Raw genomic sequence first — 15,429 nt, forward strand, 5'->3', positions numbered from 1 at the left:
CATTAGTCGGTTCAGGATTTATTTAACCGTCCAACCCTTATAACTGCCGACGTTGTTTTTATCGATCATCGTCACCGGGATCAGTACGGGTTCTTTCGGGGCGGGTTTCCCCTGCAATATGTCATAGCCGATTTCGACCGCTTTGGCAGCCATCACCTGCGGATCTTGTGCCGGAGTCGCCACAAATAATGAGTTTTCGCGCTTCAGCGCCTCTTCACCGTCTGGCGATCCATCTACGCCGACAATAAAGAATTCGCTACGCTGCGCCTGTTTTGCCGCCAGATCGGCACCGATCGCAGTCGGATCGTTAATAGCGAATACGCCGTCGATCTTCGGATTCGCTGCCAGCAGCGCGGTCATGATCTCCAGCCCGCCTTCGCGACTGCCTTTGGCGTTTTGGTTATGCGACAGCACCTTGATGTCCGGGTGACGTTTAAACTCGGTCTGGCAGCCTTCCACGCGGTTTTGAACGGCGGAAACCGGCGGCCCGTTGATGATGACAACGTTGCCTTTGCCTTTCAGGCGGTCGGTGATGTATTTACAGGCCATTTCACCGGCCTGGGTGTTATCGGAGGTAATGGTGGCGTCAGCACCTTCCGCCGCCACGTCAACGGCAACCACCACGATCCCGGCATCTTTCGCGCGTTTTACCGCCGGGCCGATGCCTTTGGAGTCGGCGGCGTTAAGGATAATCATGTCGACTTTAGCGGCAATAAAGTTGTCGATTTGCGACACCTGTTGCCCCAGATCGTAGCCGCTGGAAACCAGCGTCACTTTAACGCTATCCCCCGCCAGTTTGCGTGCTTCCAGCTCCGCGCCTTTGGTTATCTGCACGAAGAACGGGTTGGCCAGATCGCCCACCGTAACGCCGATCGATTTCAGTTCTTTTGCCTGCACAAACGGAGCTGCAGCAAGCAGTGCGCCAGCACAGAGCGCGGTAACTAATGGCTTCAAACGCATACTCGTTTCCTCACGTAGGGTATTGTTGTTATAAGCCGGGTAAGGCGATTGCGCCGCCATCCGGCAAGTTTGTCTATGCACTTTGATGGTGTCGGGTACGGTATTTGTCGATCAGCACCGCTATGATGATCACCGCCCCTTTGATCACCAGTTGCCAGAAATAGGAGACGCCCATCAGCGTCATGCCGTTATTGAGCGTGGCAATAATCAATGCCCCTACCAGCGTGCCGGTGATGGTGCCGATCCCGCCAACAAAACTGGTGCCGCCGAGGATCACCGCCGCGATGGCGTCCAGCTCATAGCCCATGCCTAAGTTGCCGTTGGCGCTGTACAGCCGCGAGGCGCTCATCACTCCGCCAAGACCTGAAAGCAAACCGCTCATGCCGTAGACGAACAGTAGCACCAGCCACACTTTGATCCCGGTTAAGCGAGCAGCCTGCATATTGCCGCCGACCGCGTAAATATGAACGCCGAGCGTGGTACGGCGCAGAATGAACCAACACACCACCACCACCGCCAGCGCAATGACCACCAGCCACGGAACCGGACCGAGATAGTTGTTACCGATCCACTCAAAGCTGATATTGGAATTAATCACCGTCGTGCCGTCGGCCAGCAGGTAGGCCGCGCCGCGCAGCGCCGTATACGTTCCAAGTGTGACGATAAACGGCGGTAGTCCGGCAAAAGCGACCAGTGCGCCGTTAAACAACCCCAGCACCAGGCCGAGCATCAGCGCCGCCGGAATCGACAGCATGGCAAACTCAGGAATAAGAGAAACGACCATGGCTGCTACGGCGGTGGTGCCGAGGATCGAACCAACCGAGAGGTCGATCCCGCCGGTCAGAATGATGAAGGTCATGCCAGCCGCCAGCACGATGTTGATCGACGCCTGACGGGTAATATTCAGCAGATTGCTTTCGGTAAAAAAGTTTGGCGCGATAAAGCCAAATACCGCCACAATCAGGATGAGAATCGGTAAGATGCCGACCGTTTGCATCAGATCGCTCATCAGCATTTTTTTCGCGGAGGCGGATTTCGCCACCTGCTGGGGAGTGGTTGGATTATTCATGGGGCACCGCCTGATGGTGGGAGTCGTTCACGCCGGTTGCCAGCGTCATAATGTTTTCCTGGGTAATACTTTGCCCGTTCAGCTCGCCGGCAATACTGCCTTCCCGCATGACGTACACGCGATCGCTCATACCGACAACTTCCGGCAGTTCGCTGGAGATCATCAGGATCGCCACGCCTTTGCGCGCCATATCGTTCATGATCCGGTAGATCTCGCTTTTGGCACCGACGTCCACGCCGCGTGTGGGCTCATCGAGGATCAAAATACGTGGGCCGATCGCGACCCAGCGTGAAATCAGCAGTTTTTGCTGATTGCCGCCGGACAGTCCGCCTGCGCGCACCTGCGCGTGCGGAACGCGGATGTTGAGCAATTTGATGGCGTCATCGGAAATAGCCTGCGCCTTTTTGCGATCGAGCATGCCCCAGTTAGCATCACGCTCCAGCGTCGCCATGGTGATGTTTTCTGCTGCCGCCAGCTCTAAAAACAATCCCTGTTCTTTGCGGTTTTCCGTCAGAAAGCCAATGCCATGGTCAATCGCCTCACGCGGGGAGTGGATCACCACCGGCTCACCGTCTACTTCAATCATGCCGCCGATGGCTTTACGCACGCCAAAAATCAGCTGAGCCAATTCAGAGCGCCCGGCGCCGACTAACCCGGCCAGGCCGACGATCTCCCCGGAGCGCACCAGTAAACTGCACGGCTGAACTTTATGCCCGTCGGTCAGGTGATGAACGTTGAGACGCGCTTTACCTAAAGGAATATCGCGCTCTTTGTTGAACAGATCGCTTAACGGGCGGCCCACCATCATGCGCACCAGCTCCGAAGCGTTGAGCTTGTCGCGGGTCAGGCTGCCAACGTATTGCCCGTCACGTAGGACGCTAACGCGGTCCGAGAGCTCATATACCTCCGCCATGCGGTGGCTGATGTAGATAATCGCCATCCCCTCATCGCGCAGGCGCATGATCAGTTCAAACAGGCGATGGGTTTCACGTGAGGAGAGGGCGGCGGTGGGTTCATCCATCACCAGAATGCGGCTGTTACGGTGCAGGGCGCGGGCGATTTCCACCTGCTGCTGTTCGGCGATGGTCAACGTCATCACACGGTCGCTAGCCTTAAACTGGGCGCCGAGTCGGTCGATGACTTTCTGCGACTGCATCACCATCTCTTTACGCTGGACCAGACCGCCGCGCGACAGCTCGCTGCCAAGAAAGATATTTTCCGCCACCGTCAGGTTCGGCGCGAGCTGCATCTCCTGGTAAATCAGCGTGATGCCCGCGCTGAGCGCATCTTTTGGCCCACGAATGTGGAACGGCTGACCGTCAATCAGGATCTCACCGCTGGTGGCGGTATAGGCGCCTGCGAGGATCTTCATCAGGGTGCTTTTCCCCGCGCCGTTCTCGCCCATCAGCGCATGAATCTCACCTGGCCAGACCGTTAAATCGACCCCTTTTAGCGCGTAAAATTTGCCAAACGCTTTAGCAATATTGCGCATCTCCAGAACCGGTGTCCTGCTCATGGCGGATCTCCTGTGGGGTGGCCGATATCAGCAGTCCATCACAGGAATGTAAATGCAAAATGTCAGAAGCCGTTCATATTTGTCATATTGCGATTTTTCTTCATGGAGCGTGATATGCCGCAACCGGGACGTCACTTTTTCGCCAGTGCGCGTGGACGATTGCTGTTCTTCAATCTGCTGGTGGTGGCGGTCACGCTGATGGTGAGCGGCGTGGCGGTGCTGGGGTTTCAGCACGCCAGCCAGATCCAGGAGCAGGTGCAGCAGCAAACCGTTGACGACATGACAGGCAGCATGAACCTGGCGCGTGATACGGCGAACGTGGCAACGGCGGCGGTGCGGCTTTCGCAGGTGGTCGGCGCGCTGGAATACAAAGGTGAAGCGGAGCGGCTGCAGGAGACGCAACGGGCGCTGAAGCAATCGCTGGAACAACTGGCAGCCGCGCCGCTGGCGCAGCAGGAACCGGCGCTGGTTGAGCGTATTATCCAGCGTAGCCAGGAGCTACAAAGCAGCGTGGAAGGTATGCTGCAGCGCGGGCAGCAGCGGCATCTGGAACGTAACGCGCTGCTCAGTTCACTGTATCAGAATCAAAGTTATTTACGTCATCTGCAAAAGCTCACCGGCGCGCAGGATGACGTGCTGCTGGGACAAATAGACCGCTTAATTATCGCCGCCATTGAAACACCCACGCCGCGTTCGGTGGTGAAGCAACTGGATGGCGTGATGCCCGCGCTGCCTCTGCAAGCCAACAATCCGCTGATCACCAACATCCTCAACGACTTCAACCTGGAACTGCATAAGCTGGAGCCGCTCTCTTCCGCGCTGGAGCAGAGCGATTTGGCGATCAACTGGTACATGTTTCATATCAAAGCGTTGGTGGCGATCCTCAACAGCGATATCAATCAGTATGCCTCGCAGGTGGCGTTGATCTCCGAACAGCGGGTGGCACAAAGCCATCAGGAACTGCAATCCGGCGCGTTGTTTATTTTGGCGTTTGCGCTGCTGGCGGTGGTGATCACCGGTTTTGCCGGGTGGTATATCTACCGTAACCTCGGTTCCAACCTGACGGCCATTTCACGGGCGATGACCCGGCTGGCGCACGGTGAATCGGACGTTAGCGTACCGGCCCTGCAGCGTCGCGATGAGCTGGGCGAACTGGCCCGCGCCTTTAGCGTTTTTGCCCGTAATACGGCGTCGCTGGAGCACACCACCCGATTGCTAAAAGAAAAAACCAGCCAGATGGAAATCGACCGCACCGAGCGCCAGGGACTGGAAGAAGCGTTGTTGCACAGCCAAAAGCTGAAGGCGGTGGGGCAACTGACGGGCGGATTAGCGCATGATTTCAATAACCTGCTGGCGGTGATTATTGGCAGCCTGGATTTGGTTGATCCGGATTCTCCCGACGCGCCGCGGGTCAATCGGGCGCTAAAAGCCGCCGAGCGCGGGGCGCTGCTTACCCAGCGGCTGCTGGCCTTTTCGCGCAAACAGTCATTGCATCCCCATGCGGTGGAGCTGAAAACGCTGCTGGAAAACCTGGGCGAACTGATGCGCCACTCTCTTCCGGCCACGTTGACGCTGGAGATTGAAGCCCAGTCTCCCGCCTGGCCCGCGTGGATTGACGTCAGCCAACTGGAAAACGCCATTATCAATCTGGTGATGAACGCCCGTGACGCCATGGACGGGCAGGCGGGCACGATTAAAATCCGTACCTGGAATCAGCGGGTCACGCGCAGCGATGGGCGTAAGCAGGATATGGTGATGCTGGAGGTTGCCGACCAGGGAAACGGGATGTCGCAGGAGGTGAAAGCACAGGTTTTCGAGCCGTTTTTTACCACCAAACAGACCGGCAGCGGCAGCGGGCTGGGGCTATCGATGGTCTACGGTTTTGTGCGCCAGTCCGGAGGCCGGGTGGAGATCGAAAGCGCGCCCGGACAGGGAACAACGGTCAGATTGCAGCTTCCTCGCGCCGTTGTGCCAGTGCAGGCTCAGGCAGAACCTGTGGCGGTACATGCGGCGAACAGCGGTGAAAAACTGGTACTGGTGCTTGAAGATGAAGCCGATGTGCGCCAGACGTTATGTGAGCAGTTACACCTGCTGGGCTACCTGACGTTAGAGGCCGCCAACGGCGAACAGGCGATGCATATGCTGGCGGCTTCATCCGAGATTGATATTTTAATCAGCGACTTAATGCTACCAGGAGGGTTGAGTGGCGTGGATGTGGTGAATCATGCGCTGGCACATTATCCCCAGTTGAGCATCCTGCTGATTAGCGGTCAGGATTTACGCCCGGCGCATAACCCGGCGCTGCCGGATGTGGCGTTGTTGCGAAAGCCCTTCACCCGGGGAGAACTGGCGCAGGCGCTGCGGCATTCGCGTAATTGAGATTCCTCCGCTACCCGCGCAAATACGCTTTGATTACCGTGGGACGAGTTTCTTGATGAGGCTGGTTTTATGCAACGCTCCGCGACATTCCTTCTTTTTAGTTTGCTGATGCTGACCACCGTATCGGCGCAGGCGGATATTATCGATGACGCCATTGGTAATATTCAGCAGGCGATTAACGACGCATACAAACCGGATAACGGGCGGGATTATGATGACTCCCGTGATGAAAGCTGGCAGCGCCAGATGAGTGACGACCGGCGCAGGCAATATGACAATCGCCGCCGCCAGTTTGAAGATCGACGTCGCCAACTGGATGACCGTCAGCGCCAGCTCGATCAGGAACGGCGTCAGTTAGAGGACGAAGAGCGCAGAATGGAAGAAGATTACGATCGTTAGCTATAACTATTTAAATTTAAGAGTATTTTATCCCCTGTAAGGGATTTAGCTTTCAGCTAAACATCTCGCCATTTTATGTTAATGTATGCACTTGAGCACAGTGCATGTATGCATTACAATCTCTTTATGCTTATGGAAAAGGAGCGGGCAATGGAATGTCTAAATCATTAAATATCAGAAATTTTCGGGATACATGGCTTGAAGATTTTTTTGAACGGGCGACACCGCACAGAAAAATACCCGCGGATATTCACACTGCATTAGCCAGAAAGCTAGATATCATTAATGCGGCTGTTTCGCATCGGGATTTGCGCTCGCCACCCGGTAACAGATATGAAGAGTTAACTGGAAAATTACAGGAATATTCTTCAATCAGAGTAAACAAGCAGTACCGATTAATATTTAAATGGATTAACGGTAAGGCCGAAGATGTGTACTTAGATCCACACATCTACTAGAACTAGAGAAAATCTAAGGTAACGATATGAAACAGGCAACCAGAAAACCAACGACTGTGGGTGATATCCTGCAATATGAATACCTGGAGCCGCTCGAGCTGAAAATTAATGATCTGGCTGAAATACTGCATGTTCATCGCAATACGGTGAGCGCACTGGTCAACAATAATCGCAAATTAACAACGGATATGGCGTTTCGTTTGGCCAAAGCGTTCGATACTTCCGTTGATTTCTGGCGTAACTTACAGGCGGCGGTTGACCTGTGGGAAGTTGAAAATGACATGCGGGCGCAAGAAGAACTGAACCGCATTGTTTCGGTTAAAGATTTTATTGCTCAGCGAAATGGCGAGTCTAAAAAAGTCGCCTGAATGTCAGCTTGTAGGCCGGATAAGATGTTTTTATCGCATCCGGCAAATTTCTTTACTCCAGCACAATCTCCATGCCGTCATACCCCGCCTCAAATCCTGCCGGCAGCGGATTTTCCATCATCCACAGGTCGAACTGATGGCTGATATGCGTCAGGATCACCCGTGGGCAGCGGATAACCGCGTTCAAGGCGATAACGGTATTTACATCGCAGTGATTGCGCGGTGGCTCGGCGCGCGGGGCGTGGCTGCAGTCGATGATAATCACCTGAGGTTGGTTATTGTGGAGAAACTTCAGCGTCTTGTCGGGAAGTCCGGCGGTATCGGAGAGCCACGCCACGCGGCTGTGTGCGGACTCAAGCAGATAGCCAAACGTCAGCTTTGAATGGTTGAGCGGCAGCGGTGTGACCTGCAATCCTTGCAGGTCAAACACCACGAATGGCGCGACGGTATGGCTAAAATCGAGAATGCCGGGGTGCTTAAACAGATCGTCGCAACCCTGCTCATCCGGCGGTCCGTACACCGGGATAGTCGCCCCCACGCCCCAACGCAGTGGAAACAGCCCCTGCACGTGATCCATATGATAGTGGGTCAGTAGAAACTGCTGGAAGCAGCCCGCTGGCCAGTCGTCCATCAGATGCGGGATCCCCGCGTCCAGCAGGGTCACCGCATCATTAAATTTGACCACCCCGCTACATGGGCGTCGACGGTATTGCGCCTGTAAGCGTGCTCGTTGGCAGGCTGCACAGTCGCAGCCAAATGTCGGCACCAGCTGTGCGCCGCCCGTTCCCGTTAGCGTAATGGTCAGACTCATGGCTCCCCCTATAACGGTTTGGTGAAGCGAAAATGGCTCATGGTATAGCCTTCGCGCTGGTAAAAACGGTGCGCGTCAAGGCGTTGGGTGCTGGTGGAAAGCTCGGTGACTTCTGCGCCTGCTTCGCGCGCGGCGGCTTCGGCCCAGGCCAGTAGCTGGCTGCCGACCCTTAACCCTCGCGCCTGCGGCATCACCACCAGTTCCTGGATTTCGCCAATCCAGTTGGCGTGGTGCAGATGAAACTGCAGGTGCAGACCGATCAAGCCGACGACCTGCCCGTCGATCAGCGCCAGCTGGTAGTGCATATTGGCATCTTGCAGATTAGCGGCGTAACCAGCGCTAAAAGCCTGCAGGTCAAATTGACCCTGTTTCAACTCGCAGATCAGCGCGTAAACCGCATCGGTATCGTAGAGCGTGGCGCGGCGTAATTCACAGACAGACATGTTTCTTCTCCTTGCGTCCCATCAGTGCGAGCAGTGTATCGACAGACTGTAGCAAACTACCATCGTTATTCAGGACGTGGCAGTCATACGGCGCGTAGCGCGCCGCGCGTTCGAGGCGGGCAGCGATTTCAGTTTCGCTCTCCCGCCCACGCGCCTGCAGGCGCTGGCGGAGAATTGCCGGAGAAACCTGTAAGCAAATGGGAAGCAAAGAAGCGCCATAACGGGCCTGCGCCTGGGGCAGATGCGCACGCGAGCCGTTGACCACCACATCAAAACCAGCATGCAGCCAGAGGTCTATCTCCACGCCGACGCCGTAGTAGAAGCCGTTGGCGTGCCAGCTCAGCGCCAGCAGGTTCTGCCCGGCGCGGGTAAAAAACTCTGGTTCACTTAGCGCAATATGATTTTCATTCCCGGCGTTGGCGGCGCGGGTGATGTAACGATGCGCCACCAGCAGTTGCGTCGGTTCCTGCTGGCGCAATTCTGCCAGCAGGCTGTCCTTACCGGAGCCGGACGGCCCCATCAGCCAGATCAGTTTACCCATAGTCAGAATACCCTTTTGCCCTGACGCCAGACGTGGTCGATATGGATGTTGCCGCCTTTGCGGTGCGCCAGCACCAGATCCGCGCGTTTACCTTCGGCAACAACGCCACGATCGTCGAGATTTAATGCCCGCGCCGGATTGCGGGTCACCAGGCGAATCGCCTGCGGCAGCGTAAAGCCGTTGGCGTTATCGTCCGCCACGCGAAATGCCGCATCAAGCAGGCTGGCGGGGTAGTAGTCGGAGGAGAGAATATCCAGCAGCCCCAGCTCAGCCAGCTTATGCGCCGCCACGTTGCCGGAGTGAGAGCCGCCGCGCACGATGTTGGGCGCGCCCATCAGCACGTTCATGCCATGCTGGCGTGAGGCTTCGGCGGCTGCGAAAGTTGTGGGAAATTCGGCGATCACGCTGCCAAGTTGATGCGATTCCAGCACATGATCGTGGGTGGCGTCGTCATGGCTGGCCAGCGCAATCTGGCGCTCACGGCACATCTGGGCGATCGCCGTGCGGTTGGGCTGTGACCAACGCGCCGCCAGCGCTAACTGTTCTTCTTCATAGCGGGCCATCTGCTCGTCGGTGAGTGAATACTTGCCCTGATAATACTCGCGGTACTTCTCGCGATTGGCGAACTGACGCTGGCCTGGCGAGTGATCCATCAGCGATACCAGCGTTACCGGCTCGCGACCGACCAGTTTTTCAAACAGCGGCAGAGTAGTGTGATGCGGCAGCTCGCAGCGCAAATGCAGGCGGTGCTCGGCGCGATTGACCCCGCGCTTTTGCGTCTCTTCCACCGCGTTGATCATCTTCTCCAGATTTTCCAGACGGTCGCCGCCGTCGCGCACATCGCCAATCGCCACCGCGTCCAGCACGGTGGTAATACCGCTGGCGACCATTAGCGCGTCGTGGCTGCTCATCGCCGAGTGGGCGGGCCAGTCGACCTTCGGGCGCGGGGTGAAGAATTTATCCAGATTATCGGTATGCAGCTCAATCAACCCTGGCAGCAGCCAGCCGCCTTCGCCGTCTAAAGCCTCTGGCAGACGGCTCTGGGTTTCGGCAAATGCGCGAATAACCCCTCCCTCAATTTCCAGCGATCCTTGCACCACTTCATCTTCCAGAACCAGCTTTACGTTATTGATAATCATGCTGTTGTTCCCATCAGGTGCAGACGATCCGCCACGCGGTCGCGCACGGTTTGATCGTGAAAAATGCCGACAATGGCCGCGCCGCGGGCTTTCGCTTCTTCAATTAATGCGACAACGGCGGCGCTGTTTTTGGCGTCCAGCGAGGCGGTAGGCTCATCGAGTAGCAGAATCGGGTAATCGACGATAAACCCACGGGCGATGTTGACGCGCTGCTGTTCACCACCGGAAAAGGTCGATGGCGCGAGGTGCCACAGGCGTTCCGGTACGTTGAGACGCGTTAACAGGCTGGCGGCTTTCGCGGCGCATTCTTCACGGGATACGCCGAGATCCAGCAGCGGCTGCATCACCACATCCAGTGCGGAAATCCTCGGGATCACGCGCAGGAACTGGCTCACCCAGCCGATGGTTGAACGACGAACTTCCAGCACTTTACGCGCCGGAGCCTGCACCAGATCGACCCATTCATCGCTGTGGCGGATGTGGATGTGGCCTTCATCCGGCAAATAGTTGGCGTACAGCGAACGCAGCAGCGTGGATTTGCCGCTGCCTGAATGACCGTGCAGTACCACGCATTCGCCATTTTTAACGTCCAGCGTGGCGTTTTGCAGCACCGGCAGACGCACGCCGTTTTGCTGATGCAGGACAAAAGTTTTACTGACATTTTCAACGCGGATCGCGTTCATTTTTAGCCTCTTTAAGCGTTTTTTCGTTTGATTGCCTGATGGCGCTTCGCTTATCAGGCCTACAGCCAATGCCGCCATCCGGCACAAGCGATGCCGCTCCGTAGGCCGGATAAGGCGTAGCCGCCATCCGGCACAAGCGATGCCGCTCCGTAGGCCGGATAAGGCGTAGCCGCCATCCGGCACAAGCAATGCCGCTCCGTAGGCCGGATAAGGCATAGCCGCCATCCGGCACAACAAAAAAATCAGTTCTGCAACACCGACGACACCAGCAGCTGGGTATACGGATGATGCGGGTCGTCGAGCACGCGGTCGGTTAACCCACTTTCCACCACCTGACCCTGCTTCATCACCAGCAAACGGTCCGCCAGCAGACGCGCCACGCCCAGATCGTGGGTGACAATCACCACTGCCAGATCCAGTTCCACCACCAGGCCGCGCAGCAGGTCCAGCAGTTTGGCCTGTACGGAAACGTCCAGCCCGCCGGTGGGTTCGTCCATAAACACCAGTTTGGGATGAGTGACCAGGTTGCGGGCGATCTGCAGGCGCTGCTGCATGCCGCCGGAAAAGGTGGTGGGCAGATCGTCGATACGCGAGGCGGGGATTTCTACCTCCTCCAGCCAACGCTGCGCGGTGGCGCGGATGTCGCCGTAGTGGCGCGCCCCGGTGGCCATCAGGCGTTCGCCGATATTGCCGCCTGCGGAGACCTGACGGCGCAGCCCATCCAGCGGATGCTGGTGCACCACGCCCCATTCGGTACGCAGCAGGCGGCGACGGTCGGCCTCGTTCATGCCGTACAGCGAACGGTTCTGATACAAAATCTCACCGCTCTGCGGCGTCAGCCGTGATGAGATTGATTTCAGCAACGTGGTTTTGCCGGAACCAGACTCGCCGACGATACCCAGCACTTCGCCAGGCCACAGGTCAAACGAAACGTCGCTGAAGCCTTTGCCCGGCGCGTAGAGATGGGTCAGGTGGTTGACTGAAAGCAGCGGTTGCGTCATTTGCTGAGGGCCTCGCTCTGTTGGCGGCAGTAGTCGGTGTCGGAGCAGACAAACATGCGTTTGCCGGTGTCATCGAGCACCACTTCATCGAGATAGCTGTGGGTCGAGCCGCAGATGGCGCAAGGCTCATCCCAGCTCTGCACCGTAAACGGGTGATCGTCGAAATCGAGGCTTTCCACCCGGGTGTAAGGTGGAACGGCATAGATGCGCTTTTCGCGGCCTGCACCAAACAGTTGCAGGGCCGGCATCATGTCCATCTTCGGATTGTCGAATTTCGGGATGGGCGACGGGTCCATGACGTAGCGGTCGTTGACCTTCACCGGATAAGCGTAAGTGGTGGCGATATGGCCGAAGCGGGCGATATCTTCATACAGTTTCACCTGCATGATGCCGTACTCTTCCAGCGCGTGCATGGTGCGGGTTTCCGTTTCACGCGGTTCGATAAAGCGCAGCGGCTCAGGGATCGGTACCTGAAAGATAATGATTTGATCTTCCGCCAGCGGCGTTTCCGGGATGCGGTGGCGGGTCTGGATCAAGGTCGCGTCTTCCGTGCGCTCGGTGGTATTCACCCCGGTAACGCGTTTGAAGAAGTTACGAATCGACACGGCGTTGGTGGTGTCATCCGCGCCCTGGTCAATCACCTTCAAGACGTCCGGCTCGCCAATCACGCTGGCGGTGAGCTGAATGCCGCCGGTTCCCCAGCCGTAGGGCATCGGCATTTCACGTCCGCCAAAGGGGACCTGGTAACCGGGGATGGCCACCGCTTTCAGAATGGCGCGGCGGATCATGCGCTTGGTCTGTTCATCAAGATACGCAAAGTTGTAGCCGGAGAGGTTAGTGGTCACGGGTGGCCTCCTGTTGCAGGCGTTTGAGCAGTTCCAGCTCGGCCTGGAAATCGACGTAATGGGGAAGTTTGAGGTGCGAAACAAAACCCGCCGCCTCGACGTTATCCGCATGCGCCAGCACGAACTCTTCGTCCTGCGCCGGTCCCGTGACCGCTTCATCGTATTCGGCTGCCTGTAGGGCGCGGTCTACCAGCGCCATCGCCATCGCTTTACGTTCGCTCATGCCGAAAACCAGCCCGTAGCCGCGGGTAAAATGGGGTGATTCGTTTTCTGGTGCGACAAAACCATTGACCATTTCACACTCAGTCATCAGCAGTTCACCGACGTTCACCGCAAATCCCAGCTCTTCCGGCACCGTTTCCAGCGCTACGTAGCCGCTGCGGATCTCGGCGGCAAACGGGTGATTGCGTCCGTAACCGCGCTGGGTGGAGTAGGCCAGCGCCAGCAGATAGCCTTCGTCACCGCGCATAAGCTGTTGCAGGCGTGAAGCACGTGAACAGGGGTAAACCGGTGGTGTGCGGGTGACGTCGTCGGGCGTGGCGCCATTATCCTCTTCACGCTTTGCCAGTCCCTGGTTGGCCAGCAGGGAAAAGACGTGCGGGGAGGCATCCTGCGCGCCGTCTGCGCTGCGCAGAGGCGGCGTTTCGCCATTGGCCAGCAGGGTAAAATCCAGCAGGCGATGGGTGTAGTCATAGGTCGGTCCCAACAGCTGTCCGCCGGGAATATCCTTGTAGACCGCCGATATTCGGCGCTCAAGGCGCATTTCGGCGCTGTTAACCGGCTCACTGACCGCTACCTTTGCCAGCGTCGTGCGGTAGGCGCGGAGCAAAAAGATGGCTTCGACGTTATCGCCGCTGGCCTGCTTCAGCGCCAGTGCCGCCAGTTCGCGGTCGGCGATGCCGCCTTCGGTCATCACCCGGTCAACGGCCAGGTTCATCTGCTGTTCGATTTGCGCCACGCTCAGTTCAGCAATGGCCTCATCGCCCCGGCGTCGGTTTTCTTGCAGGGCATGGGCGTTGGCTATCGCCTTTTCGCCCCCTTTGACGGCGACGTACATCAGCACACCTCCACATGGGTGGTTCGCGGAATAGCCAGCAGGCGTTCGCCGCAGGTGAGGATCAAATCAACCCCCAGCGGGAACGGGTGCGGGCGTTCGGTGAGTTCGTGAATCAGGCATTCCGGCAGCTGTGGCGCGATCATGCGCTCTTCGGCAATACCCGCGCCGGTCAGACGCAGCATGCGTCCGCCGCTTAAGCCTGCGACCTGCACAATCAGCGTGGCGCTGGTCTCTGGCGCGACGGCGGAACCGGCGGAGAGAGCGTTCAACTGTTCGCTGCTGATACGTTCGTCGGCGACGGCAAAGGCCGCCAGCTGCGGCTGATCCACCAGCGGCGCGTTGGTGTGAAAACGCAGGTTCTGCCGGGCGATATCGTTATCCATCGACGGCGCCAGCCAGACCGGCGTGTCGCCGTCGACCAGGGTCAGCAGCACGCTGGTGGTTGCCAGACCCAGCGGCTGCCAGCCGTGTTTCAGTTGATGCAGAGCGACGATTACGCCCGGCTCGCTCATGGCCTTCAGCAGGCGACGAAAGCTCTGCTGAGCATCCTGAACGGGTAAATTAAATGCGGTCTGTAAGGTCATGCGTTATCTCCGCGTACCAGCGTGAAGAAGTCGACCCGGCTGGCGTTGACTTCGGCACGGCGTGCGCTAATCAGCGCATCGCGTTCCGCTTCCAGCGGGGCAATTAAGGTTTCCATTAGGTTCTGGAAATGCGTTTGTTCCTGCAGCATCGCGTCAATCACCGCGCACTGCTCAGCATGGTGTTTGTTGCGTCCCAGCAGGTAGCTGTAACCCAGCGTGCCGCTCTTCAGGCGCACCACTGCGCGGGTAAGCGTAGTGTCGCCGGCAAAGAAGCGGTTGCCGGTACCGCCCATACGGGCCTGGATCTGCATCAGTCCGCTTTCCGGTGCGCGGATAAGTTCATAGTCCGGCGTCAGTTTGAGTGCGCAGATGCGGGCGTTCAGGGCATCGGCATTGCTGTAGGCCAGCGCGCGCATCCAGCGCTGGCGGGTGGCGGTATCGAAATGCATTCAGTGCTCCATAGTGAATTCGATCATGTCGGCGCGGGTCAGGCTGACGGAGTATTCCGCCGCGTGTTCTTCGCCTTCACGGTGGTTCAGGGTGCGCACGCACAGCAGCGGCGCCATATTGGGGATTTCCAGCACCTTGCTCTCTTTGGCCTGTGCGCGGCGGGCGCTGATGCGGGTTTGCGTGCGCAGCAGCGTCAGACCGGACTGTTCGCGCAGGTAGTCGTGCAGCGAACCGCTGTTAAAGCCCTGCAGCAGCGGCCACAGCGTGAGGTCGGAAAAATAGTGGTCGATCTGGCACAGTGCGATACCGTTAACCCGACGCAGGGTGCGCAGGTGAATCACGTTATCGCCCTCGTTAATGCTGAGCGCGTCGGCAATGTGGCTGGAGGCCGGGCGCAGCACCGCCAGCAGTTTTTCGCTGGTGGGGTGGCTGCCCTGGTCCAGCAGGTTCTGACTAAAGCGCGCCTGGGCATTCAGCGGGTAATCGAACGGGCGCATCAGCACCAGCACGCCGACGCCCTGACGACGTTGCACCCAACCGCGCTCAACCAACTGGTCAATGGCGCGGCGCAGGGTATGGCGATTTACCTCGTAGCGCGCGGCAAGCTGATGCTCGGCGGGCAGATAGTCACCGCAGCGATAATGTTGACGAAGCTCCTGCTCAAGTCTCGCGGCAATTTCCTGATAACGCGTTGGATAACTGGTCGGATGTGTAGACAAGTGCATA

Annotated in this window: 18 protein-coding genes; 4 read left to right on the forward strand and 14 right to left on the reverse strand. The window is 57.8% G+C overall.

Translation table 11 applies throughout. The features are described 5' to 3' along the window. Window positions 1-18 precede the first annotated feature (18 nt). The 3 genes from E1B03_RS02935 to E1B03_RS02945 form a co-directional block, all read right to left on the reverse strand. Entirely contained in the window at window positions 19-960 is a 942-nt protein-coding gene (locus E1B03_RS02935; RefSeq protein ID WP_003826688.1) for an ABC transporter substrate-binding protein, read from the reverse strand. 73 nt (window positions 961-1,033) lie between these two features. After that, window positions 1,034-2,029, reverse strand: a complete 996-nt coding sequence (locus tag E1B03_RS02940; protein ID WP_032948335.1) for an ABC transporter permease subunit — start codon at window positions 2,027-2,029, stop codon at window positions 1,034-1,036. Then, complete coding sequence (locus E1B03_RS02945; protein ID WP_003844755.1) at window positions 2,022-3,545, reverse strand: sugar ABC transporter ATP-binding protein; 1,524 nt, start codon at window positions 3,543-3,545, stop codon at window positions 2,022-2,024. Before E1B03_RS02945 ends, E1B03_RS02940 begins: the two co-directional genes overlap by 8 nt. A 114-nt stretch (window positions 3,546-3,659) precedes the next feature. Between E1B03_RS02945 and E1B03_RS02955 the strand changes: the two genes are divergently transcribed. The 4 genes from E1B03_RS02955 to E1B03_RS02970 all read left to right on the forward strand — a co-directional run bounded on the left by E1B03_RS02955 (window position 3,660) and on the right by E1B03_RS02970 (window position 7,149). After that, complete coding sequence (locus E1B03_RS02955) at window positions 3,660-5,924, forward strand: hybrid sensor histidine kinase/response regulator (RefSeq protein WP_133085663.1); 2,265 nt, start codon at window positions 3,660-3,662, stop codon at window positions 5,922-5,924. 69 nt (window positions 5,925-5,993) lie between these two features. Further along, window positions 5,994-6,323 (forward strand): DDRRRQL repeat protein YjdP, encoded by a 330-nt coding sequence (gene yjdP / locus E1B03_RS02960; RefSeq protein ID WP_003031807.1) that lies wholly within the window; start codon window positions 5,994-5,996, stop codon window positions 6,321-6,323. A 155-nt stretch (window positions 6,324-6,478) separates the two neighbouring features. Next, complete coding sequence (locus E1B03_RS02965; RefSeq protein WP_133085664.1) at window positions 6,479-6,781, forward strand: type II toxin-antitoxin system RelE/ParE family toxin; 303 nt, start codon at window positions 6,479-6,481, stop codon at window positions 6,779-6,781. A gap of 26 nt (window positions 6,782-6,807) precedes the next feature. Next, window positions 6,808-7,149: a HigA family addiction module antitoxin gene (locus E1B03_RS02970; protein ID WP_103771872.1), complete on the forward strand. Its 342-nt coding sequence runs from the start codon at window positions 6,808-6,810 to the stop codon at window positions 7,147-7,149. Between the two features lie 52 nt (window positions 7,150-7,201). Here E1B03_RS02970 and phnP read toward each other — a convergent pair whose 3' ends face one another. From phnP to phnF, 11 genes are all read right to left on the reverse strand, one after another. After that, window positions 7,202-7,960, reverse strand: a complete 759-nt coding sequence (phnP, locus tag E1B03_RS02975) for a phosphonate metabolism protein PhnP (RefSeq protein WP_133085665.1) — start codon at window positions 7,958-7,960, stop codon at window positions 7,202-7,204. An 8-nt stretch (window positions 7,961-7,968) separates the two neighbouring features. Continuing rightward, on the reverse strand, window positions 7,969-8,403 hold the full coding sequence (phnO, locus tag E1B03_RS02980) for an aminoalkylphosphonate N-acetyltransferase (RefSeq protein WP_003031809.1): 435 nt from the start codon (window positions 8,401-8,403) through the stop codon (window positions 7,969-7,971). Then, window positions 8,390-8,944 (reverse strand): ribose 1,5-bisphosphokinase, encoded by a 555-nt coding sequence (phnN, locus tag E1B03_RS02985; RefSeq protein ID WP_103771874.1) that lies wholly within the window; start codon window positions 8,942-8,944, stop codon window positions 8,390-8,392. Before phnN ends, phnO begins: the two co-directional genes overlap by 14 nt. A 2-nt stretch (window positions 8,945-8,946) precedes the next feature. Then, window positions 8,947-10,083, reverse strand: coding sequence for an alpha-D-ribose 1-methylphosphonate 5-triphosphate diphosphatase (gene phnM / locus E1B03_RS02990; protein ID WP_103771875.1), 1,137 nt, complete (start codon window positions 10,081-10,083; stop codon window positions 8,947-8,949). After that, window positions 10,080-10,766 (reverse strand): phosphonate C-P lyase system protein PhnL, encoded by a 687-nt coding sequence (gene phnL, locus E1B03_RS02995; RefSeq protein WP_103771876.1) that lies wholly within the window; start codon window positions 10,764-10,766, stop codon window positions 10,080-10,082. The genes phnM and phnL overlap by 4 nt, the downstream gene beginning before the upstream one ends. 242 nt (window positions 10,767-11,008) lie before the next feature. Further along, window positions 11,009-11,767, reverse strand: coding sequence for a phosphonate C-P lyase system protein PhnK (phnK, locus tag E1B03_RS03000; protein ID WP_103771877.1), 759 nt, complete (start codon window positions 11,765-11,767; stop codon window positions 11,009-11,011). Next, complete coding sequence (gene phnJ, locus E1B03_RS03005) at window positions 11,764-12,555, reverse strand: alpha-D-ribose 1-methylphosphonate 5-phosphate C-P-lyase PhnJ (RefSeq protein WP_246044160.1); 792 nt, start codon at window positions 12,553-12,555, stop codon at window positions 11,764-11,766. The genes phnK and phnJ overlap by 4 nt, the downstream gene beginning before the upstream one ends. Window positions 12,556-12,601: 46 nt before the next feature. Further along, window positions 12,602-13,669: a carbon-phosphorus lyase complex subunit gene (locus tag E1B03_RS03010; protein WP_103771879.1), complete on the reverse strand. Its 1,068-nt coding sequence runs from the start codon at window positions 13,667-13,669 to the stop codon at window positions 12,602-12,604. Then, window positions 13,669-14,253 (reverse strand): phosphonate C-P lyase system protein PhnH, encoded by a 585-nt coding sequence (gene phnH / locus E1B03_RS03015; protein WP_003826715.1) that lies wholly within the window; start codon window positions 14,251-14,253, stop codon window positions 13,669-13,671. Before phnH ends, E1B03_RS03010 begins: the two co-directional genes overlap by 1 nt. Continuing rightward, window positions 14,250-14,702 (reverse strand): phosphonate C-P lyase system protein PhnG, encoded by a 453-nt coding sequence (phnG, locus tag E1B03_RS03020; RefSeq protein WP_133085666.1) that lies wholly within the window; start codon window positions 14,700-14,702, stop codon window positions 14,250-14,252. Before phnG ends, phnH begins: the two co-directional genes overlap by 4 nt. Next, window positions 14,703-15,428 carry a phosphonate metabolism transcriptional regulator PhnF gene (gene phnF / locus E1B03_RS03025; protein ID WP_043018123.1) on the reverse strand — a complete coding sequence of 242 codons (726 nt, stop codon included), beginning with the start codon at window positions 15,426-15,428 and terminating at the stop codon, window positions 14,703-14,705. Between the last annotated feature and the right edge of the window lies 1 nt (window position 15,429).

The sequence above is a fragment of the Citrobacter arsenatis genome (genome assembly GCF_004353845.1).
Lineage (GTDB): Bacteria > Pseudomonadota > Gammaproteobacteria > Enterobacterales > Enterobacteriaceae > Citrobacter > Citrobacter arsenatis.